A 23,380-nucleotide genomic window follows, 5' to 3' on the forward strand; every position below is an offset into this window, starting at 1 on the left:
CAACGTTGACTCCCGGTATGATGCTCAACACACCGGGCAACGTGATTACCAGCGCTGTTTCAGCAGGTTGGGCTGAATGCCGCCAATCGGTTTGGCGTTACTGACCACCTGTCTGGCGATGCCTGCCTCGAATTCGTCCCGGAAATATTTAATAGCGCTCTGCAACGGTTCGACCGCACCCGGCGCATGCGCGCAGAAGGTGTTGCCCGGCCCCAGGAAGCGGCACAATTGTTCCAGCGTTTCAATATCGCCGGGTTGCCCTTCACCACGCTCCAGTGCACGCAAAATCTTCACGCTCCACGGCAAGCCGTCACGGCAAGGCGTACACCAGCCGCAGGACTCACGGGCGAAAAACTCTTCCAGATTGCGGGTCAGCGATACCATGTTGATTTCATTATCGACCGCCATCGCCAGCGCCGTACCCAGACGGCTACCGGCCTTACCGATGTTTTCAAAGTCCATCGGTAAGTCGAGATGGGCATCGGTCAGAAAATCGGTACCCGCTCCGCCAGGCTGCCACGCTTTTAAGGTCAGACCATCGCGCATACCACCGGCATAATCTTCCAGGATTTCACGGGCAGTTGTGCCAAACGGCAGTTCCCACAGACCTGGATTTTTCACACGTCCGGAGAAACCCATCAGTTTGGTGCCGGCATCTTTACTCTTGCCAGCTGACAGCCCCTGATACCACTCCACACCATGCTCAATAATGGCAGGTACGTTGCACAACGTTTCTACGTTGTTAACGCAGGTGGGTTTACCCCACGCACCAGCAGAAGCCGGGAACGGTGGTTTAGAACGAGGGTTGGCACGACGACCTTCCAGCGAGTTGATAAGCGCTGTTTCTTCGCCGCAAATGTAACGACCCGCACCGGTGTGGACAAACAGCTCAAAATCAAAGCCGGTGCCCATGATGTTTTTGCCAAGCAGCCCGGCTTCTGTCGCCTCAGCGATAGCACGGCGCAAATTGGCCGCCGCCTCAACGTATTCACCGCGCAGGAAGATATAACCGCGATAGGCTTTCAGCGCATAAGCGCCGATCAACATGCCTTCCACCAGCAGATGCGGCATCTGCTCCATCAACAGGCGGTCTTTGTAGGTACCCGGTTCCATCTCATCCGCGTTGCACAGCAGGTAGCGGATATTCATGCTTTCGTCTTTCGGCATCAGGCTCCACTTAAGACCCGTGGAGAAACCTGCACCGCCGCGACCACGCAAACCAGCATCTTTAACCAGGGTGACGACTTCATCCTGCGCCATACCAGTCAGCGCTTTTTTAGCACCGGCATAACCATTTTTGCTGCGGTATTCGTCCAGCCATACCGGCTGTTTGTCGGCACGCAAACGCCAGGTCAAAGGATGCTGCTCAGCCGTCAGAACAATGTTTTTACTCATTGATACTGCTCCAGTAACGAATCGAGATCATCAGGCTTCAGCTGACTATGGGTATCCTCGTCGACCATCATCGTCGGCCCCTTGTCGCAGTTTCCCAGACAGCAGGTCGGCAATAATGTAAAACGACCATCAAATGTCGTCTGACCCGGCTTGATATTCAGCTTTTTCTCCAGCGCAGCCTGAATGCCTTGGTAGCCTGTGATGTGGCACACGACGCTGTCACAGTAGCGGATAACATGGCGCCCTACCGGCTGACGGTAAATCTGGCTATAAAACGTCGCTACGCCTTCTACGTCGCTGGCTGGGATACCCAGCACATCGGCAATGGCGTTAATCGCGCCATCCGGTACCCATCCACGCTGCTTCTGTACAATTTTCAGCGCTTCGATAGACGCCGCGCGCGCATCTTCGTAGTGGTGTTTTTCATGCTCGATAGCATCACGCTCTGTGTCACTTAACACAAAAACATCGCTGGCGGCCTGCGCCGGAGCATCGATAGAATCCTGAGTGTTGTTATGGTCGTGCATAATTAGCGGTCCACATCTGACATGACAAAATCAATACTACCGAGGTATACGATCAAGTCGGATACCAGACAGCCACGAATCACCGCCGGGATCTGTTGCAGGTGCGCAAAGCTCGGCGTGCGAATACGGGTTCGGTAACTCATGGTGCTGCCGTCGCTGGTCAGGTAATAACTGTTAATTCCCTTGGTCGCTTCGATCATCTGGAATGATTCGTTAGCCGGCATCACCGGGCCCCAGGAAACCTGCAGGAAGTGGTTAATCAGCGTCTCAATATGTTGCAGCGTGCGCTCTTTCGGTGGCGGCGTAGTCAGCGGATGGTCAGCCTTGAACGGACCTTCCGGCATGTTCTTCAGGCACTGCTCCAGAATACGCAGACTCTGACGCAGCTCTTCCACTTTCAGCATGACGCGGCTGTAGCAATCACTAACGCCATCACCCACCGGTATCTCAAAGTCGAAGTTTTCATAGCCAGAGTAAGGACGGGCTTTACGCACATCGAACGCGATGCCGGTAGCACGCAGGCCTGCGCCAGTTACGCCCCACTCCAACGCTTCTTTAGCGTTGTAAGCGGCAACACCCTGTGAACGCCCTTTCAGAATACTGTTTTGCAGCGCGGCTTTGATGTAGGTGTCCAGACGCGCTGGCATCCAATCAAGGAATTCTCGCAGCAGACGCTCCCAGCCACGCGGCAGGTCATGTGCAACACCGCCGATACGGAACCAGGCCGGGTGCATACGGTAGCCGGTAATCGCTTCGACCAAATCGTAGATTTTCTGACGATCGGTAAACGCGAAGAACACCGGCGTCATGGCACCGACGTCCTGAATGAAGGTACTGATGTACAGCAGGTGGCTGTTGATACGGAACAGTTCGGACAGCATGACGCGAATCACATTCACGCGTTCCGGCACCTCGATACCTGCCAGTTTTTCCACCGCCAGCACATAAGGCATTTCATTTACACAACCGCCGAGGTATTCGATACGGTCGGTGTAAGGGATATAACTGTGCCAGGACTGGCGTTCACCCATTTTTTCCGCACCACGGTGGTGATAGCCGATATCAGGAATACAATCGACAATCTCTTCACCATCGAGCTGCAGGATGATACGGAAGGCACCATGCGCAGACGGGTGGTTCGGCCCCAGGTTCAGGAACATGAAGTCTTCGTTATTCGTACCGCGCTTCATCCCCCACTCTTCTGGTTTGAAGGTCAGGGACTCCATCTCCATGTCCTCGCGCTGTTTGGTCAGCACGAAAGGATCGAATTCGGTAGCACGCGCCGGGAAATCTTTACGCAGCGGGTGACCCTGCCAGGTCTGCGGCATCATGATGCGCGTCAGGTGAGGGTGACCTTTGAAGGTGATACCAAACATGTCCCACACTTCACGCTCATACCAGTTGGCGTTAGGGAACAGTTTGGTCAGGGTAGGCATGTTGAGATCGTTTTCAGACAGCGCCACTTTCAACATGATATCGCGGTTACGCTCAATCGAAATAAAGTGGTAGAAAACGGTAAAATCAGCATCCGGCAACCCCTGGCGGTGGGTACGCAGACGTTCGTCCACACCATGCAGGTCAAGCAGCATCACATAGGGTTTAGGCTGTTTTTTCAGGAAAACCACTACATCCAGCAATTGCTCGCGTTTCACCCAAACTACCGGCAGACCGGTACGGGTTGCCTGGATGGTGAATGCTTCCGGCCCAAAACGGTTACACAGCTCGCCAACGACCGGATCATCCATGTGATCACGGGTTTGCCATGCAGGCAGAGCGACATCGTGCGTCGTTAAATCTGTCATAAATTATGTCACCACAGTAAATGTGCTATTTCTGTGACTGATGATGGCTACACACGTTTATCGTGATATGAATTTACCGTGATCTTACGTAGCCACTACAGCCTTCACTCACAGGGGTCAAATCTCATCAGGAGAACGCAGGTTGGTTACCGCAATGCGCTCGCCTCGTTTACGTTCGCGCTCGGATTGCATGTTCGCGCGGTAAACCCCCTGATCGCCTACCACCCATGACAGAGGACGGCGTTCCTTACCAATAGACTCTTTCAGCAGCAACAGTGCCTGCATGTAGGCTTCCGGACGTGGCGGGCATCCAGGGATGTACACATCGACCGGCAGGAACTTATCAACCCCCTGCACTACGGAATAAATATCGTACATACCGCCGGAATTCGCACAGGCTCCCATGGAGATAACCCATTTAGGTGCCAACATCTGGTCGTATAAACGCTGAATGACCGGCGCCATTTTTAAGAACGGCGTACCGGCCACGACCATGAAATCCGCCTGACGCGGTGAAGCACGAATAACTTCGGAACCAAAGCGCGCCACATCGTGCACTGAGGTAAAAGATGTCGCCATTTCTACATAGCAACAGGAAAGACCGAAGTTATAAGGCCACAAGGAATTGCTGCGCCCCCAGTTGACCATGCTGTGCAGCGACTGTTCCAGGTTGCCCATGAAAACGCTGCGATTGACATGCTGCTCAAGCGGATCGCTGACAATCTCTTGCTTCTGGAGGGGGTAACGGTCGTTCTCACCGTCCGGGTCAATGCGGGTGAGCGTATAATCCATCTTCTAAATGCCTCGCTATTACTGCTGATGAGTGTTAGTGGTCTGGGTCACGACATTGGATTTCACGACTTGTCTTTTGGAACGCACAGGCGTCCAGTCCAACGCGCCGATGCGCACCAGATAGACCAAACCAGCCAACAGCACCAAAATGAAAATTGTAGCCTCGACGAAGCCTATCCACCCACTTTCCCGGACAGAAACTGACCAGGCGTAAAGATAGAGAGCTTCAACGTCGAAAATAACGAAAAACATGGCAACCAGGTAAAACTTGGCAGACAGGCGCAACCGCGCTGAGCCAACAGAAGCGATACCTGATTCATAAGGGATGTTTTTGTGTCGTGCCCGGGCTCTGCCTCCTAGCAGGAAGCCGCCGAGTAACATAAAGCCGCAGAGACCTACAGCAATGATAACGAATAGCGCAAAGGCCCAGTGATGGGCGAGGACTTCAGTAGTTGTTGACATACTCTTGCTTACTCATCAAAAGTGATCAGACACCTGCTCTTTACCCGGCAGTTTGTCGCCACATCGATTAAAAGGAAGGATTTTTCGCCACAAAAACGCCACAACGTATAAGGTTAAGCAGCGCTTTAATGCGGTCTGATTCCCTGTTATGTAACCTTATTTTCAACGCCACTAAAAATAACAGCACATTACTTTACATGCACGTGGTTTCGTTAACATTTTGTGTGTAACACGGTAACTAAATCGAGTCAGTCAATCGCCTCACGTTAACGATTCCTCCTGCAAAAACCCCTTAAGAGGCTGGGTGACTATACCATTTTCGACAAGAATTCCTGTTCCCCCATAGGGTTAATAGGGGTATTTTTTGATCCAGAACACACTTTTTTCATTTATGTTAGTAAAAAAATTGAGCCAGTTGCTCAGCCATTAACCTTTTCATTCGGTCAACATAGATTTAAAAAAAAGAAAAGCAGTTTTAATAAAACGGGAACACAACGACGGTACTAGACGGTACTAAATGGTGATAAGCGACTGGAAAATGTGATGATACTCCCCGAGCAGGGCGCAAAGCGGGGAATGTGTCGGCAGGGCAAAAACGGAACCAAAAGACAGAACATAGCGGGCTTCTCGCCCCGCTATGTCGTGATATCGATAATATCGCGTAACAGATCAGTCGTTGGGCGGCTCGCGCATATCGCTTTCTGCCCCAGCACTCACCGGCAGCAGATGAGACCGCGTACCCGACTCGATAGCGCTGAAAATGGCGTTCGTCAGCTCATTGTCATGATCCGGATTTTTGCACAGGTAGTAACGCGTATCAGGCAGCTTAGGCAACCCTTCCTCTTCACCCAACACGCGCAACTCCGGGCTCATCATTTCGACTGAACGAACCGTAATCCCCAGACCTGCTTTCACCGCCGCACGCACCGCAGACAACGTAGAAGCAACATAGGAAATTTTCCACGGGATACCCGCCGCGGTCAGTTGCTCGAGCGCCAACGCACGGAACGGACTCGGCTCATCCAATACCACCAGGGAAACGGTCTCTCCCGGCTGGTACTGATAGTCGGCAGCGCAATACCACAACGTCGGTGACGTACGCAGCAACACATGGGGTAAATCCTCGGCATTAGACGTAGTAATGACCAGATCAATTTTCCCTTGTTGCAGCATATCCGCCATTTCTGCGCTGCGTTTGATGCTGACCGCAATCGACAATTTCGGGAATACGGTAGTCACACGCTGCAGGATGAAAGGCAGAATAGTATCCGCCGTATCATCCGAAGCACCGATAGTCAGCGTACCCTGAATATCGCTATACATCAGTGAGGCGCACGCCTCATCATTAAACTGCAGAATTTTTCTGGCGTACCCGAGAAACTGGATGCCATGCTCAGTGAGCAGCTTGTTTCGCCCGTGGCGGGCAAACAGCTCCTTACCAATTAACTGTTCCAGACGCTGCATCTGCTGGCTTACTGCCGACTGCGTTCGACACACAGCGACAGCGGCTGCCGCAAACGTATTCAAATCTGCAACAGCAACGAACGTTCTCAACAGATCGAGATCCAGGTTGAGGACAGGGCGACTTGTATTTGTCATACGGCTCTTCACTTATCTATTTTAATTTTTAACAAACATACCTGGTGTTGATGTTGATGCCCCGACAACGGTCGGATGCACAATAAAAGACGAACAGTATCGCAGACGAACGGTTACGGTAAAAGGCTATCTCTACTATATTCCTTTCCCCGAATCACCTCTCTCCCCTACCCTCCTTATTTAAGCATCTTATTACGGAATCAGACCATCAAGAAGAACCCTTTTATTATTTTAGATAGTAAAATAAAAATGAAAAAAACACCAGCTATCTCACTGCACCACAATTTACTGTCAGCAGATATAAGATTCTGATTGCGCTTACTTTACGGGCTGCTGCCATCAAAATATACGACATCTCTTATTTTCCACTTTTGACGCATACTTTGTGCATCATTGATTGTCTGTTTGCTTGAAAAAGACATTACGCACAAAACATCGGCAGGCCTTCGGATCAAACTATTCCGTTTAAAATGGCGATTTAATCCCATCGCAAAACCCATCAACCAGCCTGATGAATCTGTGTCTATCGATGTTTTTGTCACTAACCTGCCATCCGTAAGTGCTCTGCAATCTCCGGATACAACTACAACTAATACAGTGAGTTACTATCAGTCTGTGACACATTTTTTATGTAAAGATTATTTCTTTTTTGTAAAAGAATCAAAAAATACACAAAAATGTCATGTGTAACATAAACTTTCATGAAGTTATGCGCAGCGAATTCCAACGAGAAAATAATTATCGTATTTACTCTAGGAGATGCCTGATCTTTTTATTCCTGCTCGGTCATTTACGCTATTCGATTAAATAGTCTGGTTTTTTATTATCAGCACCTTGGATAGCTTTTATTTTATCACCAATAAGGAAACATTCCGTGCTGCTCTATAGAGAAACATTTGCTTGCTCTTCTGTTATTACCCTATTTTAAAAATGGTTTTTATGGCGCAAGAACTCGTCCGCCATTTTATGATACCGGTTTCAGCGCTTAAAACAGGTATCTCAATTACGTCAATAAGTGACCGAAATTATTCTCCAGCCCCTCACCATAAGATGATTAACGTGTCGTTATGCGAGACAGATCGTATTATCGGGCGAAACCAAATGGTTTTTTTCTGGTCATCTACTTCGCAGTCGAGGTCGAAAAACAAAAACGCCGACACAGTTTCAGAACATTCCGTTAACAACAAAGACTATTTATCGCCGCTGTGTCAATAATCACTAATCTGGAAGCATCATCACAGCCATAGTAATGATTCTTCAAAACACACAACGAGAAGAGTACATTAGAGGCGTTAGGCGATTACTCATCAGGAATAGGATCCTGTAAAAGGCTTGTTAAATGTCACCGATAGAAAAATCGAAAAAACTGGAAAACGTTTGTTACGATATTCGTGGACCAGTACTAAAAGAAGCAAAACGACTGGAAGAAGAAGGCAACAAGGTACTTAAGCTGAACATCGGCAACCCGGCACCTTTTGGGTTTGATGCCCCGGATGAAATTCTGGTGGATGTCATCCGCAATTTGCCAACCGCGCAAGGCTACTGTGATTCAAAAGGGTTGTACTCTGCTCGTAAGGCTATCGTGCAACACTATCAGGCCCGCGATATGCGTGATGTCACGCTGGAAGACGTCTATATCGGTAACGGCGTATCCGAACTGATTGTCCAGTCAATGCAGGCGTTGCTGAATACCGGTGACGAAATGCTGGTGCCTGCACCGGACTATCCACTGTGGACCGCTGCGGTTTCGCTTTCCAGCGGCAACGCCGTGCACTACCGTTGTGACGAAGAATCCGACTGGTTCCCAGATCTGGATGATATCCGTAGCAAAATCACCCCCCGTACCCGCGGGATCGTCATTATCAACCCGAACAACCCGACCGGAGCGGTATACAGCAAAGAACTGCTACTGGAAGTGGTTGAAATCGCGCGTCAGCATAACCTGATCATTTTTGCCGACGAAATTTACGACAAAATCCTTTATGACGACGCCCAGCATCATTCCATTGCCGCACTGGCACCGGACTTGCTGACGGTGACCTTCAACGGCCTGTCCAAGACCTATCGCGTCGCCGGGTTCCGCCAGGGGTGGATGGTGCTCAATGGCCCGAAAAAACACGCCCGCGGTTATATTGAAGGCTTGGAAATGCTGGCATCCATGCGCTTGTGCGCTAATGTGCCGATGCAGCACGCGATCCAGACGGCGCTGGGCGGTTACCAGAGTATCAGTGAATTCATTCATCCGGGCGGACGCCTGTATGAACAGCGCAATCGTGCATGGGAACTGATTAACCAGATCCCCGGTGTTTCCTGTGTGAAACCCAATGGTGCGCTGTATATGTTCCCCCGCATTGACGCCAAACGGTTCAATATCCACGACGACCAGAAATTGGTACTGGACTTGCTGTTGCAGGAAAAAGTGCTGCTGGTGCAAGGTACCGCGTTTAACTGGCCGGAACCGGACCACCTGCGTATTGTGACGCTGCCACGTGTTGATGATCTGGACATGGCAATCAACAAACTGGGCCGTTTCCTGGAAGGGTATCACCAGTAATGCGTTGCGTTCGGCACTACACGGTGCCGAACGCACCTTCCTTTTATTCTGAACCTTTATCTTCTCCTGCTCCTTTTACCACATCGGCTTTTTCAGGCTGGCCCTGATTTGCTTCTTGGTGTCAGAGCCGCCACAATAAACCTCTATTGCCTTACGCCGAGAGATGTTCATGGTCCAGAGTCACTTCTTCGCTCATTTATCCCGCCTGAAACTCATTAGCCGCTGGCCGCTGATGCGCAATGTCCGGACAGAAAATGTCTCCGAACACAGTCTGCAAGTCGCCTTTGTCGCGCACGCGCTTGCCGTGATCAAAAACCGTAAATTCAACGGCAATATCAATGTTGGCCGTATTGCTTTGCTTGCTATGTACCATGATGCCAGCGAAGTGTTGACCGGCGACATGCCCACGCCGATTAAGTATTACAACGCACAGATTGCCCACGAATATAAGAAAATCGAAAAAATTGCCCGCCATAACCTGATCACCATGTTACCTGCCGAACTGCAACAGGACTTCAGCCCACTGCTGGACGAATCCCACATCAGTGAAGAGGAGCAGGCGATTGTTAAACAGGCGGATGCGCTTTGCGCGTACCTGAAATGTCTGGAAGAGCTATCGGCAGGCAATAATGAATTTCTGCTGGCCAAAGCGCGACTGGAAAAAACGCTCCAGCAACGCCACAGCCCGGAAATGGATTACTTCATGACAGTGTTTATTCCGAGTTTCAGCCTGTCACTGGACGAAATCAGCCAGGAATCGCCGCTGTAATCGCTCTTGCAGGTCAACTCAAACAGCCTGAGTCAGGCCTCAGGCTGTTTTCCTTATTTACGGTTTTACGGTCAGAATGGGTATAGCCAAGGCACCATCACCACGCTAACGACCATCACTACCAGGGTGAACGGCACACCGACCCGAACAAAATCGCTGAAACGATATCCACCTGGTGCCAGTACCAGCGTATTCACCGGCGAGGAAACCGGCGTCATAAATGCAGCCGAAGCGGCAATCGCGATGATCATTGCAAACGGGTAAGGCGAAACCTGCATCTGTTCTGCCGCGGCAATCGCAATTGGTGCCATCAATACCGCCGTCGCCGTGTTGGAAATAAACAACCCCGTCAGTGCGCACAGTAGAAACAGGCATACCAGCATCACATGCGGCCCGGCATCACCGCCAATTTCCATCAGCCCTTTTACTACCAGCGCGACCCCACCGGTTTGCTGTAATGCCAGCGCAAACGGCATCATCCCGACGATAAGAATCAGGCTCGGCCAGTGTACTGCGCGGTAGGCGCTTTCCATGTCGATACAGCGGAACTGCCCCATCAACAGACACGCAATCAAGGCAGCAATCGCGTTAGGAATTTCGTCGGTGAGCATCATCGCCACCATCAGCGCCAGACAAAATAACGCGTGTGGGGCCTGATTGCTGGCGGGGGCGACTTCATCGACTTCCGCTGGTAAATTGAGCACAATAAAATGACGCTTATGCTGATGCAGCAGACGGATGTTTTTCCAGTCGCCGATGACCAGCAGGATATCGCCCAGCTTTAACGCTTCGTCAGCCAGCGTCCCTTCCATCGCCTCACCGTCCCGGCGAATGCCGACAACCGTCAACCCATAGCGACTGCGAAATGCGACCTCTTGCAACGTTTTGCCCAAGAGCCCGGAGTCCGGGATAAGCGAGACCTCTGCCATACCGACATCGCGCGCCTGCTCAGAGAAATATTCGCCGCGCAGTACCATCGGCTCCAGCCGCTGGGTGGCGCAAAACTCACGCAGGTCAACCTCCGACGCCGACATATCGACCAGCAACACATCATTGAGCCGTAACTCGCTATTACCACTCACGCTCACCATAATGCGTCGGAACTTTTGCCAGCGTTCAATCCCGACCACATTGGCACCATAGCGCTGGCGTAATTGCAAATCGTCCAGACGTTGGCCGATGAGCGGTGATCCGGTTCGGATCGCCAGCCGACGCGCCCGCCCGGTCAGCCGATACTCCCTGATAAGGTCCCGAAACGTTTTACGCTTCCACCCGTCTTTCTGACCATCGCTATCTGTTGTGGTCAGCCAGAAACGCGCAACCAGCATATACACAATCCCGGTCAACAGAACGACGGCACCGATAGGCGTGACGCTAAAAAAACTGAACCCAGCCATTCCGGTTCGCATCAACTCACTGCTGACAACCATATTGGGTGGCGTCGCCACCAACGTCATCATCCCACTGATAAGGCCAGCGAAAGCCAGCGGCATCATCAGACGGGCTGGCGTCGTTTTCATTCGTGCGGCAACATTCAGCACCACGGGAATAAAAATAGCCACCACACCGGTCGAACTCATGAAAGCCCCGAGCAGCGCTACCGTAAACATCAGCAGAATCAGCATGCGGGTTTCACTCTGCCCGGCCACACGCATCAACCAGTCGCCGACTTGATAAGCGACGCCCGTTCGCACCAGACCTTCACCAATCACAAACAATGCCGCTATCAGGAATACGTTTGGATCGCTGAAACCAATCAGTGCCTCCTGTAGCGTTAGCGTACCGCTCAAGACAAACGCGACAATCACCAGCAACGCGATCACATCCATGCGCAGCTTACCGGTGGCAAACAACACAATGGCAATCGATAACAGAATGACGACCCAGACTAGCGAACTGCTCAACATGCCTCCTCCTGACGTTAACGGTCCTTATTCATCAGGCGGCACTCCGGTCAGAAGTTGTTCCTCCAAGGGAGCCGCTTAAACCCAGAATGCCATAAAAAAACCCTGACAAAGCAGGGTCTTGATCATGTTTAGCAGGGTTTACGTCATCATTTCAGGGTGATATTCACCCAGCCCTCTGCTGTACGCGAAATCTGCAATTGCTCAAGAGAAGATAATGCGGCATCCACCTCATCCAAACGTGGCGTATCGGCTGGCGCCTTCACCGCGATAACCTTGCACCCGGCGGCTAAGCCCGACAGCACACCGGCTGGCGCATCCTCCACTACGACACACTCTGCGGGTGACAGACCCAATCGTTCGGCACCCAGCAGATAAGCATCCGGGTTCGGTTTACCACGCGCCACCTGCTCTGCGGTAATAAACTCACGCGGAGCAGACAGCCCCGCCTCACGATGGCGAGCATGGGCAATCGGCACCGTTCCTGACGTCACTATCGCCCACGGGATATCCAGTTCATCCAGACGAGTCAGCAACGCCTGTGCACCGGGCATAGCGACAATACCTGCCGTATCCGTCGCTTCAACCTGCTCCAGCTCAACAAACTCTCGTTGGATAGTCTCTTCGCTGGCACCTGCCAGAAAATGACGCAACGAGGTAATAGCTTGTTTACCATGAATAAAATCCAGGACCGTTTGCGGCGCGATATCATGATCTATGGCCCAGTTACTCCAGGCTCGTTCCACCGCAGGCAATGAATCCACCAGCGTGCCGTCAAGATCAAATAGAAAACCTTTACACTCCACAAAAAGCCCCTTCTTTACTTATCTGCCCCTGAACCGAATCAGGCATTGATGATTTGCGCGATCTCTACCGCACTCAGGTGATACTGACGTGGGCAGGATTGCCAAATCGCCAGCATGCGGACGTATTTATCCCACATTTTGGTCTGTGAGTTAAAGCCATGTGTGCCGGAATCAAAATGAGGATAACGGCCTTCCACATGTACCATGAAGCGCACGTAACCAAGATAACGCGCCTCCGTTGCCGCATCGAACCCCAGAAACGCCAGGCGGCGCTCATCCATATCCGGTTTTTCTTTCAGGTTGGCCCAGGACACCTGCAACGCATGGTGCATTTCCATGACATTGATGAGGGTGCGGCATACATCTTCGCTCAAATCGCCAAAGTCGCGATCCAGCTCACGCATTTGCAACCCATATCCTCGCTCAATAATGGTTTGCAAACGACGGTAACGCTCTGCGTTATCGGGATCCAGCATCGACATCATTTTGTACTGGTTAGACAGGATAAGTCTTTGAGCATTGGTCATTTCCATGGTGCACTCCTGAATCTGATTCCGACGAAAGGGATATTGACAGCAGAATCGCACACTGACTGGCAGTCGTTTCTTGATTTAAAACAGAATCGAATGGAAAAAAACTCAGCGTCTTTGGCTAAAAACCGGGTTTACATCAAAGAGAGTCCAGGAATGTCTTATCAAGTTGCTTGAAGGCACGATTCAGCACATCCGCCAGCATCTGATAAGTGGGCTCCCCTTCCACCGGTGCCAACGCCATCCCCGACGCCAGCAGCTTATTACGAATTTCATGAAACCAGTGTAATAAAGAAGGCGGTAGCGGTGTCACCGAACGACGTCCCAGCCACCATAACCCTTGCATTGGCAGGCTAAGCGCAAACAGAGCCGTTGCCACGCACGGACCTAATTGCCCGCCCAATCCAATTTGCCAGGTCAGGGTAAATACAGCCAGTGGCGGCATGATGCGAATGGCAAACCGGGTGGCTCGCACCACTCGATTTTCAGGAAACACCGGCGCCAGACGCTTATCCGCAGGCCAGGTTTTCATATAGTGCTGACCAAGACGGAACCGTTGTAGCCATCCTGTTTTATCGGAGGGTTTCGTTGTCACGCTTAACCTCAATTTCATGTATAAAAAATAAAAAATTCGTACAAATCACCAACTGCAATTGACAAACTTAAAATATATTTTGTGTTTAATGATTGCTATCGGTATCCTAAAATAGCCTTTTGGCCGCGATAAAAGCCGTCTGACGCCGTTTGGTATTCGCTGTCGTGTTACTGTCGTGTCTGTGTATTTTCAGGCAGCGTGTTACCCTGTCATTCAGCGAGTCGGGCCACTGTTGATTTAGCGCGCAGCCCCCTTCACGGGTATTTGCTGTCGCCGTTTTTTGCTGCGCCGATGTCACCTCGTCAGGGCGTCCATACGCCGCCAGTCGATCAACATCGGTGTTTTCCGTTGTCATGTCTGGAAAGTTGACCCGGCCATGATGTTAATCATAAATGTCAACCGTCTTCTGCGCTACGCTAGTCGTTGTATGACATTTTTTTAACCATGTATAACAAGTAGGTACTTCCATGTCGAGTAAGTTAGTACTGGTTCTTAACTGCGGTAGTTCTTCTCTGAAGTTCGCCATCATTGATGCCGTTAACGGGGATGAATACCTGTCTGGTCTGGCCGAGTGTTTCAATCTGCCAGAAGCGCGCATCAAATGGAAAATCGATGGCGGCAAACAGGAAGCCGCACTGGGTGCCGGTGCCGCCCACAGTGAAGCACTGAGTTTTATCGTTAACACCATCCTCAGTCAGAAGCCGGAACTCTCCGCTCAACTGGTCGCGATTGGTCATCGTATCGTACATGGCGGCGAGAAGTTCACCCAGTCCGCTGTGATCAACGACGAAGTGTTGCAGGGTATCAAAGATGCGGTTCCATTCGCACCGCTGCATAACCCGGCTCACCTGATCGGCATCGAAGAAGCACTGAAAGAATTCCCGCACCTGAAAGACAAGAACGTCGCTGTTTTCGACACCGCGTTCCATCAGACTATGCCGGAAGAAGCCTACCTGTACGCCCTGCCGTACAAATTATACAAAGAACATCACATCCGTCGTTACGGCGCTCACGGTACCAGCCACTACTTTGTTTCCCGTGAAGCGGCAAAAGTCCTGAACAAGCCGGTAGACGAACTGAACGTCATTACCTGCCATCTGGGCAACGGCGGTTCCGTTAGCGCGATTCGCAACGGCAAATGCGTTGATACCTCTATGGGTCTGACACCGCTGGAAGGTCTGGTGATGGGTACCCGCAGTGGTGACATCGACCCGGCGGTGGTTTTCCACCTGCACGATTCTCTGGGTATGAGCGTAGACAGCATCAACAAACTGCTGACCAAAGAATCCGGCCTGCTGGGCCTGACTGAAGTGACCAGCGACTGCCGTTACGTGGAAGATAACTACGAAACCAAAGAAGACGCCAAGCGCGCGATGAACGTGTACTGCCACCGTCTGGCGAAGTACATCGGTTCTTACTCCGCACTGATGGAAGGCCGTCTGGACGCGGTTATCTTCACCGGTGGTATCGGTGAAAACGCTGCCATGGTCCGTGAGCTGACGCTGAAGCAACTGGGTCTGCTGGGCTTCGAAGTTGACCACGAGCGTAACCTGGCTGCCCGCTTCGGCAAAGGCGGCAACATCGCTAAAGACGGCACCCGTCCGGCATTGGTTATCCCGACCAACGAAGAACTGGTCATCGCTCAGGATGCACTGAGCCTGACCGCCTAAGTCTCCCCCACTCCGTCAGCCCAGGCTGACGGAGTTGTTTTAGCAGCATCGTTTTTGAACAACGAGCAACCGCAAACAGAGGTTAAGCCGTGTCCCGTACAATCATGTTGATTCCTACTGGCACCAGCGTGGGCCTGACCAGCGTCAGCCTGGGTGTCATTCGTTCCATGGAACAAAAAGGCGTGCGTCTGAGCGTATTCAAGCCTATCGCCCAGCCACGTTCCGGTGATAGCACACTGGATCAGACCACCACTATCGTTCGCGCCACATCCGCCATTCCAGCCGCTGAACCGCTGGCAATGAGCTACGTGGAATCCATGCTGAGCAGCAACCAGCAGGACGTTCTGCTGGAAGAGATCATCGCTCGCTACCACGAAAACACTAAAGACGCAGAAGTCGTGTTGGTTGAAGGTCTGGTTCCGACCCGTAAACACCAGTTCGCCAACGCGCTGAACTATGAAATCGCCAAAACGCTGAACGCGGAAATCGTCTTCGTACTGGCGCTGGGTAATGACTCCCCGGCACAGTTGAAAGAGCGTATCGACATCGCCCGTTCCAGCTTCGGCGGTAGCAAGAACAAAAACATCACCGGCGTTATCATCAACAAACTGAATGCACCGGTCGATGAACAGGGTCGCACCCGTCCTGATCTGTCTGAGATCTTTGACGATTCGACCAAAGCCAGCGTGGCCAACATCGATCCGAAGCTGCTGTTTGCCAACAGCCCGCTGCCGATTCTGGGTTGCGTACCCTGGAGTTTCGATCTGATCGCCACCCGCGCTATCGATATGGCCAACCACCTGAACGCACGCGTGATCAACACCGGCGACATTCAGACCCGTCGCGTGAAATCGGTAACGTTCTGCGCCCGCAGCATTCCGCACATGCTGGAACATTTCCGCCCTGGTTCACTGTTGGTGACCTCTGCTGACCGTCCGGATGTACTGGTTGCTGCCTGTCTGGCTGCCATGAACGGTGTTGAAATCGGTGCCCTGCTGCTGACCGGCGGTTACGAAATCGACCCGGCTATTAGCAAGCTGTGCGAACGTGCCTTCCAGACCGGCCTGCCGGTGTTCATGGTCAAGACCAATACCTGGCAGACCTCACTGAACCTGCAGAGCTTCAATCTGGAACTGCCGCCGGACGACCATGAGCGTGTGGAAAAAGTGCAGGAATACGTGGCCCGCCACATCGATGCCCAGTGGATCGACTCCCTGACCGCCACCTCTGAGCGTTCACGTCGCCTGTCTCCGCCAGCGTTCCGCTATCAGCTGACCGAACTGGCACGTCAGGCTGGCAAACGTATCGTTCTGCCGGAAGGCGACGAACCGCGTACCGTTAAAGCTGCTTCCATCTGTGCCGAACGCGGTATCGCACAGTGTGTGCTGTTGGGCAACCCGGATGAAATCCAGCGTGTCGCCGCTGCACAGGGTGTAGAACTGGGCAAAGGTATCGAGATTATCGACCCGGTTGAAGCCCGTGAACGCTATGTCCCGCGTCTGGTTGAACTGCGTAAGAGCAAAGGCATGACCGAAGTGGTCGCCCGCGAACAACTCGAAGACAACGTGGTTCTGGGTACCCTGATGCTGGAACAAGGCGAAGTTGACGGTCTGGTTTCCGGTGCCGTTCACACTACCGCTAACACCATTCGTCCGCCGTTGCAGTTGATCAAAACCGCACCGGGCAGCTCACTGGTGTCTTCCGTGTTCTTCATGCTGCTGCCAGAACAGGTGCTGGTGTATGGCGACTGCGCCATCAACCCGGACCCGACTGCTGAACAGCTGGCTGAAATCGCTATCCAGTCCGCCGACTCGGCTGCCGCTTTCGGCATCGACCCGCGTGTGGCGATGATCTCCTACTCCACCGGTAACTCTGGTGCGGGCAGCGATGTAGATAAAGTTCGTGAAGCAACCCGTCTGGCGCAGGAAAAACGCCCGGATCTGGTCATCGATGGTCCGCTGCAGTATGACGCGGCTATCATGGCTGACGTTGCACAGTCCAAAGCACCGAACTCACCGGTTGCGGGTAAAGCCACCGTGTTCGTGTTCCCGGACCTCAACACCGGTAACACCACTTACAAAGCGGTACAGCGTTCTGCCGACCTGATTTCCATCGGGCCAATGCTGCAAGGCATGCGTAAACCGGTTAACGACCTGTCCCGTGGCGCACTGGTAGACGATATCGTCTATACCGTAGCCCTGACTGCTATTCAGGCTACCCAGATTGCCTGATGAGGGTGTGTGGCGGCGCATCAACTGATACGTCGCTACGACAGGAACACAAACGCCAGCATCCGCTGGCGTTTTTTATTCAACCCATCGTCACCGTAACGACAATTAATGCTCTTCTTCTACGGTATCATGGTCTTGTGTTCCGCTCGGCTCCTCGTTTTGAGCGCGTGACGTCACACGTGTCGGCTTGATGTAATCATTGTTGCTGCCACTGTTGCGGCTTAGCCAAAGCGACAACGCTTTGAGTGAATCCGGGGTGAACTCATCACAACGTGCGGTAATCTCCTCCGGTGTCAGCCAGCTCACCTCGTCAATTTCTTCGGCTTGCAGGGCAAACGGGCCATGCATGACGCAACTGAACAACGCGCCCCACACCCGGCAATCATCGCTTTCATAATAAAACAGGCCGTGTTCGGCAAACGGAACACCCGCGATACCCAATTCCTCTTCCGCCTCACGGCGCGCCGACTCCAGCAGATTCTCACCCGTTTGCACCACGCCGCCTGCGGTTGCATCCAGCCAGCCGGGGTAAAAATCTTTGGTTTCGGTACGGCGCTGGACCAGAATCTTGCCCATGCCATCATGTACGACAATATAGGTAGCGCGGTGTCGCAGATGCTGAGCACGCATCTGTTGGCGGCTAGACTGGGCAATCACCTCGTTGTTCTCATCAACGATGTCGACCCACTCTGTACCTGCCGTCTGTGTTTGTTCCACCATCCTCTGAAACCCTTTCGTCATCACGCGCTGATGCGCATCTGTTTTTAGAAATATTGGAATTATCGATGTAACCTGAGAGTAGTAGCGTCTAAATTAGTGGCTAATCACAACCTGCGCAATAGCCTCCCCACCGTGTAATGGCACAACCTGCAACACGCCATTGTCCAGTAAGCCGTAACTGGCAGGGTAACCGCCCTTCGGCAAGCTAACAGAACCGGGGTTGAAGCAAAAAATATCATCACGCCGCTCGGCTACCGGGATATGGGTATGACCAAACACCAGCACATCACCGGCGTGCAGCGGTGGTCGTTTTTCCGGATGATAAAGGTGCCCGTGGGTCAAAAACAAGCGATTGCCTGGCAGCAGCACCTGTTGCCAGGGGGCGGTAATGGGGAATTGCAGCAGCATCTGGTCAACCTCACTGTCACAATTACCCCGAACCGCCATAATCTGCGACGCATAACGGTTCAATAAACTCGCCACATCCGCAGGTTGATAGCGATCCGGCAACGGGTTGCGGGGGCCGTGATTAAGAAAATCGCCCAGCAGAATCAGCCAGTCAGCGCCGCTTTGTTCAAAACGGTCCAACAGGGTTTCAGTGGCTGACAGTGAGCCATGCAAGTCAGAGGCAAACATCAGTTTCATGGTTCTATCCCGATGTGTGAATACATTCAGTCTCGCTATAGTACCAAAAACCCATGTCATCACATGGCAAAATTATCAGCCCTGACGCTTTTCATTCAACCACGATAACGCCGTGCTATCTGTATGAAAGAAAAAGAATAGCCATAACGGTTATTTATGTTTTATCCACTAAGGTGCTAGGCTTTTGTCTGCTAACTGCTTTTCGGAGTCCTCAGCCTCAAGGCAATGATTCCCCCACTGGAGAGATGATTCATGATTGATGTGTATTATGCCCCGACGCCTAACGGTCACAAAATCACCCTGTTCCTGGAAGAAGCACAACTACCTTACCAATTGCACAGGGTCGATATCAGCGCAGGCGACCAGTTTAAACCGGCGTTCCTGGCAATTTCCCCGAATAACAAAATCCCCGCGATTGTGGATAACCAACCGGCAGATCAGGGCGCTCCGCTCAGCCTGTTCGAATCTGGGGCTATCTTGCTCTATCTGGCGGAAAAAACCGGCAAACTATTGAGTACCGACATGCGGGAGCGCGCTACCACCCTACAATGGTTATTCTGGCAAATGGCAGGCTTTGGCCCAATGCTGGGACAAAACCATCATTTCAATCACTATGCTCCGCAGCCGGTGCCCTATGCTATCGACCGCTATCAGAAAGAAACGGAACGGCTATACGGTGTGTTGAACAAGCAGTTGTCCGAGCACACCTGGCTGGCTGGCAATACGTACAGTATTGCCGATATCGCTACCTATCCCTGGGTGGTGTCACATGAACGCCAGCGAATTGATCTTAACGACTTCCCGGCGGTGAAAAGCTGGTTTGAACGCATTCGCGAACGTCCGGCCACAGAGCGAGCCTATCAACTGGCCGCAAAAGCCTGATAGACACCGAATGAGAAGCCCCACGCCCGGTTAATCGGGCGTGGTTTATTCTTGCACACCATCCCTTCACTCTCGATTATCATCTCGCGGATTATCGCGACGCTTTCTGTTGTTATCCCATCACGCTATGCTGTTTCAGCTAAGCGGAAAAGTGCTTGTTCCGCTGATAAAAATTCCCTGAGATGTGGGTAATATCACCGGCAGGTACAGATGAATCATCTATGCTGAAATCAGAGTGGGTCAACGCGATTCCAGCGTATAAAGCACCACCGTCAATTCCAGGGGAATAACCTGATACACAAAGCGAGGCCAGCATATGAAGCTACTGATTACCGGAGGAACCGGCCTTATTGGGCGTCATCTGATTGCGCGTTTGTTGTCCCTGTCACATCAGGTCACCGTCGTTTCCCGCTCGCCAGAACGCGCACGACGACTCTTGGGCGATAAGGTTACGTATTGGCATGGACTGGAAGATAAGACCTCGTTGGATGGCTTCGATGGCGTTATCAATCTGGCGGGGGAGCCTATCGCCGATAAGCGCTGGACCAAAGCCCAGAAAGCCCGTCTGTGCCATAGCCGCTGGGACATCACCCAGCAACTGGCACAGCTGATCCGCCATAGCCAGACGCCGCCCGCGGTGTTTTTGTCCGGCTCAGCCGTTGGCTATTACGGCGATCAGGGGCAAGCGCTGGTGACTGAAGATGAGCCACCTCACGATGACTTTACCCATGAGCTCTGCGCCCGTTGGGAAGCACTGGCGCTGGAGGCAGAAAGCGATAAGACCCGTGTATGCCTGATGCGTACCGGGGTGGTGCTATCGGCAGAAGGCGGCGCGCTGGCAAAAATGCTACCGGTTTTCCGCCTCGGGTTAGGTGGCCCGATAGGCTCTGGCAGGCAATACCTGCCATGGATTCATATCGATGATATGACCAACGCGATTTTATACCTGCTGGATACCCCCATGCTGAACGGCCCCTTCAACATGGTGTCGCCCTATCCGGTGCGTAACGAGAAATTCTCCGCCATGCTGGCGAATGTGTTGGATCGCCCTGGCTTTATGCGCACGCCTGGCTGGGCGCTCAGAATACTGATGGGCGAAGCTGCGACACTGTTACTGGGCGGACAGCGGGCCATTCCCCAGCAACTGGAGAAAGCCGGATTCGGTTTTCGCTTTTTTGAGCTGGAAGAAGCCTTGAACGACTTGTTGCACCCTCGCGCCAGCTGAGTGGTCTCAACCCGCGCGAGGAGCAAGTGACGTGCGCCGCGTTATTTTAGCGCACCAGACAGGAACTGCTGTAAACGAGGGCTTTGCGGGTTGCCGAATACCGCATCCGGCGGGCCTTCTTCTTCCACGACGCCCTGATGCAGGAAAATCACGTGGCTCGACACATGCCGGGCAAACTCCATTTCATGGGTCACCACCACCATGGTTTTGCCCTCTTCCGCCAGTTGCTGCATGATACGCAGCACCTCGCCCACCAGCTCAGGGTCCAGCGCGGAAGTCGGCTCATCAAACAGTAACACTTCCGGCTCCATCGCTAGTGCGCGGGCAATGGAAACACGCTGCTGTTGACCACCAGACAAATCAGAAGGGTACTTCTCCTGTGACGCCCCGGTGATCCCCACCTTATTCAGGTAGAACTCCGCGCGTTTACGGGCTTCCGCCTTACTCAGCCCCAGCACCTGTACCGGCGCTTCCATGACGTTTTCCAGCGCTGTCATGAAGCTCCACAAGTTGAAATGCTGAAACACCATCGTCAACCGGGTACGCAGCAGTTGTAGCTGCTTTTTGTCAAAGACCTTGAGCTGACCGTCTTTGTCCCGCACCATGTGAATTTCCTGTCCATTCACATGGATAGACCCTTCGCACGGTTTTTCCAGAAAGTTGATACACCGTAATAAGGTGCTCTTCCCCGACCCCGATGATCCAATAATCGAAATAACGTCCCCGGCTTTAGCCTCTAATGAAATGCCTTTCAGCACCTCATGCTGACCATAACGCTTACGCAATTCCGTCACCATCAGCTTATTATTCTGCATGCTTTATCTGTTCCTGCACTATTTCATGGAATGAACGGTTAATGGGATGAACGGGTGTGAAGATGCCGTAACCAGCGGCGTTCGGCCTTCCTGAACAACGCAATCAGTACGAACGATATCGCCAGGTACATCACCCCTGCAATGCCAAAGGCGTAAAACGGTTGATAGGTGGCGGCATTGATATCGCGCGCTACTTTCAGCAAGTCCGGCACCGTGACGGTAAAGGCCAGCGCAGTAGAATGCAGCATCAGGATCACTTCGTTGCTGTAAGCCGGTAAGGCGATGCGCAACGCACCCGGCAAAATGATGCAGCGATACTGTTTGAAACGCGAAAAGCCATAGGCGCGTGCCGCTTCGATTTCACCGTGCGGCACCGAGCGAATAGCACCGGCAAAAATCTCCGTGGTATAGGCACAGGTGTTGAGCGCCAGCGCCAGAATAGCGCAATTCAGACCACTACGAAAAAAGGCGTTCAGCAAATCGGTACCGCGCACAATCTCCAGGCTGTACACGCCAGAATAAAACACCAGCAGTTGTACGTAGAGCGGTGTACCGCGAAACACGTAGGTAAAAACCCATACCGGCAACCAGTAACGACGACGCGGCGAAACGCGGGCCACCGCCAACGGAACCGCCATCAGCCCCCCGATGGTTACCGAGATAATCAGCAGCCACAGTGTCATCGCCAGCCCGGTAAGGCGATAGCCGTCGCTCCACAGCAGTGCCTGCCAATATTGTTGTAGAATCTCACTCATAATTTACTTTCCGGACTCCCTGCGAGTAGCGTTTTTCCAGCCACCACAGCACCCCGTTGGAAAGGGTGGTAAAAATCAGATACAGCACACCGGCAACAATGGCGAAAAAGAACGGATGGTGCGTACCTTTCCCCGCCAATTGCGTTGCTTTGATCACATCGCTCAGCCCCAGCAGCGACACCAGCGCCGTCGCTTTCAGGATAACCTGCCAGTTGTTGCCGATGCCCGGCAGCGCAAATCGCATCATCGACGGAAACATAATGCGGCGAAACACCTTCATCGGAGTAAAGCCAAACGCAACAGCCGCTTCAATCTGGCCACGCGGCACTGCCAGATAGGCACCACGGAAGGTTTCAGTGAAGTACGCGCCGTAGATGAATCCCACCGTAATAATCCCGGCACCCATCGGATCGATGTCGATTTGATCCACGCCCAGCGTTTCGGTGATGCTGTTAAGCACCATCTGCAACCCATAAAAAATCAGCAGCATCAGCACCAGGTCTGGTACGCCGCGAATCAGGGTGGTATAGCCAGAAAAAAAGCCGGACAACAGTCGACTGGATGAGAGCTTCCCCGCCGCGCCCACCAGACCAATCAGCAGTGACAGCACCAGTGAGCACAACGCCAGTTGCAGCGTCATGCGCGCGCCATCCATGATTAACTCGGAATAGCCATAAAGCATTACATCAATCCGCTCAGAAA

Annotated in this window: 21 protein-coding genes; 6 read left to right on the forward strand and 15 right to left on the reverse strand. The window is 52.5% G+C overall.

All coding sequences use genetic code 11. The annotated features are described in order from the left end of the window. Nucleotides 1-45: 45 nt before the first annotated feature. The 6 genes from nuoF to lrhA all read right to left on the reverse strand — a co-directional run bounded on the left by nuoF (nucleotide 46) and on the right by lrhA (nucleotide 6,577). Nucleotides 46-1,395 carry an NADH-quinone oxidoreductase subunit NuoF gene (gene nuoF / locus DZE2538_RS12945; RefSeq protein WP_012885395.1) on the reverse strand — a complete coding sequence of 450 codons (1,350 nt, stop codon included), beginning with the start codon at nucleotides 1,393-1,395 and terminating at the stop codon, nucleotides 46-48. Then, nucleotides 1,392-1,922 (reverse strand): NADH-quinone oxidoreductase subunit NuoE, encoded by a 531-nt coding sequence (nuoE, locus tag DZE2538_RS12950; RefSeq protein ID WP_019843995.1) that lies wholly within the window; start codon nucleotides 1,920-1,922, stop codon nucleotides 1,392-1,394. The genes nuoF and nuoE overlap by 4 nt, the downstream gene beginning before the upstream one ends. Nucleotides 1,923-1,924: 2 nt before the next feature. Further along, on the reverse strand, nucleotides 1,925-3,724 hold the full coding sequence (gene nuoC / locus DZE2538_RS12955; protein ID WP_019843996.1) for an NADH-quinone oxidoreductase subunit C/D: 1,800 nt from the start codon (nucleotides 3,722-3,724) through the stop codon (nucleotides 1,925-1,927). A 117-nt stretch (nucleotides 3,725-3,841) separates the two neighbouring features. After that, complete coding sequence (locus DZE2538_RS12960; protein ID WP_012885398.1) at nucleotides 3,842-4,516, reverse strand: NuoB/complex I 20 kDa subunit family protein; 675 nt, start codon at nucleotides 4,514-4,516, stop codon at nucleotides 3,842-3,844. Between the two features lie 18 nt (nucleotides 4,517-4,534). After that, nucleotides 4,535-4,978: an NADH-quinone oxidoreductase subunit A gene (locus tag DZE2538_RS12965; protein ID WP_012885399.1), complete on the reverse strand. Its 444-nt coding sequence runs from the start codon at nucleotides 4,976-4,978 to the stop codon at nucleotides 4,535-4,537. Between the two features lie 669 nt (nucleotides 4,979-5,647). After that, nucleotides 5,648-6,577 carry a transcriptional regulator LrhA gene (gene lrhA / locus DZE2538_RS12970; protein WP_038916518.1) on the reverse strand — a complete coding sequence of 310 codons (930 nt, stop codon included), beginning with the start codon at nucleotides 6,575-6,577 and terminating at the stop codon, nucleotides 5,648-5,650. 1,339 nt (nucleotides 6,578-7,916) lie between these two features. Between lrhA and DZE2538_RS12975 the strand changes: the two genes are divergently transcribed. After that, complete coding sequence (locus DZE2538_RS12975; protein WP_012885401.1) at nucleotides 7,917-9,131, forward strand: pyridoxal phosphate-dependent aminotransferase; 1,215 nt, start codon at nucleotides 7,917-7,919, stop codon at nucleotides 9,129-9,131. A gap of 169 nt (nucleotides 9,132-9,300) precedes the next feature. Beyond that, a complete protein-coding gene (gene yfbR, locus DZE2538_RS12980) occupies nucleotides 9,301-9,900 on the forward strand; it encodes a 5'-deoxynucleotidase (RefSeq protein ID WP_016941083.1) in 600 nt (199 codons plus the stop codon). Nucleotides 9,901-9,971: 71 nt separating this feature from the next. On the opposite strand, the gene DZE2538_RS12985 is transcribed toward yfbR, so the two are convergent. The 4 genes from DZE2538_RS12985 to yfbV all read right to left on the reverse strand — a co-directional run bounded on the left by DZE2538_RS12985 (nucleotide 9,972) and on the right by yfbV (nucleotide 13,735). Then, nucleotides 9,972-11,807 carry an SLC13 family permease gene (locus tag DZE2538_RS12985; RefSeq protein ID WP_193744566.1) on the reverse strand — a complete coding sequence of 612 codons (1,836 nt, stop codon included), beginning with the start codon at nucleotides 11,805-11,807 and terminating at the stop codon, nucleotides 9,972-9,974. A gap of 146 nt (nucleotides 11,808-11,953) precedes the next feature. After that, on the reverse strand, nucleotides 11,954-12,610 hold the full coding sequence (locus tag DZE2538_RS12990; RefSeq protein WP_038916519.1) for a sugar phosphatase: 657 nt from the start codon (nucleotides 12,608-12,610) through the stop codon (nucleotides 11,954-11,956). 38 nt (nucleotides 12,611-12,648) lie between these two features. Next, nucleotides 12,649-13,143: a YfbU family protein gene (locus DZE2538_RS12995; protein ID WP_012885405.1), complete on the reverse strand. Its 495-nt coding sequence runs from the start codon at nucleotides 13,141-13,143 to the stop codon at nucleotides 12,649-12,651. Between the two features lie 136 nt (nucleotides 13,144-13,279). Continuing rightward, the gene (yfbV, locus tag DZE2538_RS13000) at nucleotides 13,280-13,735 is read right to left on the reverse strand and encodes a terminus macrodomain insulation protein YfbV (RefSeq protein WP_019844000.1); all 456 of its coding nucleotides are present in this window, start codon (nucleotides 13,733-13,735) and stop codon (nucleotides 13,280-13,282) included. A gap of 467 nt (nucleotides 13,736-14,202) precedes the next feature. On the opposite strand from yfbV, the gene ackA reads away from it, so the two are divergent. Next, complete coding sequence (gene ackA, locus DZE2538_RS13005) at nucleotides 14,203-15,405, forward strand: acetate kinase (protein ID WP_012885407.1); 1,203 nt, start codon at nucleotides 14,203-14,205, stop codon at nucleotides 15,403-15,405. An 89-nt stretch (nucleotides 15,406-15,494) separates the two neighbouring features. Next, on the forward strand, nucleotides 15,495-17,636 hold the full coding sequence (gene pta, locus DZE2538_RS13010) for a phosphate acetyltransferase (RefSeq protein ID WP_016941090.1): 2,142 nt from the start codon (nucleotides 15,495-15,497) through the stop codon (nucleotides 17,634-17,636). 105 nt (nucleotides 17,637-17,741) lie between these two features. Here pta and yfcD read toward each other — a convergent pair whose 3' ends face one another. Together yfcD and yfcE are read right to left on the reverse strand one after the other, a co-directional pair. Then, nucleotides 17,742-18,356 (reverse strand): NUDIX hydrolase YfcD, encoded by a 615-nt coding sequence (gene yfcD / locus DZE2538_RS13015; protein ID WP_016941091.1) that lies wholly within the window; start codon nucleotides 18,354-18,356, stop codon nucleotides 17,742-17,744. Nucleotides 18,357-18,449: 93 nt separating this feature from the next. Next, the gene (yfcE, locus tag DZE2538_RS13020; RefSeq protein ID WP_038916520.1) at nucleotides 18,450-19,001 is read right to left on the reverse strand and encodes a phosphodiesterase; all 552 of its coding nucleotides are present in this window, start codon (nucleotides 18,999-19,001) and stop codon (nucleotides 18,450-18,452) included. Between the two features lie 252 nt (nucleotides 19,002-19,253). Between yfcE and yfcG the strand changes: the two genes are divergently transcribed. Then, the gene (gene yfcG, locus DZE2538_RS13025; protein WP_019844002.1) at nucleotides 19,254-19,883 is read left to right on the forward strand and encodes a GSH-dependent disulfide bond oxidoreductase; all 630 of its coding nucleotides are present in this window, start codon (nucleotides 19,254-19,256) and stop codon (nucleotides 19,881-19,883) included. 316 nt (nucleotides 19,884-20,199) lie between these two features. Beyond that, nucleotides 20,200-21,108 carry a TIGR01777 family oxidoreductase gene (locus DZE2538_RS13030; RefSeq protein ID WP_038916521.1) on the forward strand — a complete coding sequence of 303 codons (909 nt, stop codon included), beginning with the start codon at nucleotides 20,200-20,202 and terminating at the stop codon, nucleotides 21,106-21,108. Nucleotides 21,109-21,149: 41 nt separating this feature from the next. On the opposite strand, the gene hisP is transcribed toward DZE2538_RS13030, so the two are convergent. The 3 genes from hisP to DZE2538_RS13045 are packed head-to-tail and all read right to left on the reverse strand — an operon-like array spanning nucleotide 21,150 to nucleotide 23,360. Then, on the reverse strand, nucleotides 21,150-21,923 hold the full coding sequence (gene hisP / locus DZE2538_RS13035) for a histidine ABC transporter ATP-binding protein HisP (RefSeq protein WP_023640236.1): 774 nt from the start codon (nucleotides 21,921-21,923) through the stop codon (nucleotides 21,150-21,152). A gap of 38 nt (nucleotides 21,924-21,961) precedes the next feature. Then, a complete protein-coding gene (locus tag DZE2538_RS13040) occupies nucleotides 21,962-22,678 on the reverse strand; it encodes an ABC transporter permease (protein WP_019844005.1) in 717 nt (238 codons plus the stop codon). Next, nucleotides 22,671-23,360: a histidine ABC transporter permease HisQ gene (locus tag DZE2538_RS13045; RefSeq protein ID WP_023640237.1), complete on the reverse strand. Its 690-nt coding sequence runs from the start codon at nucleotides 23,358-23,360 to the stop codon at nucleotides 22,671-22,673. The genes DZE2538_RS13040 and DZE2538_RS13045 overlap by 8 nt, the downstream gene beginning before the upstream one ends. Between the last annotated feature and the right edge of the window lie 20 nt (nucleotides 23,361-23,380).

It is taken from the genome of Dickeya zeae NCPPB 2538, from assembly GCF_000406165.1.
GTDB lineage: Bacteria > Pseudomonadota > Gammaproteobacteria > Enterobacterales > Enterobacteriaceae > Dickeya > Dickeya zeae.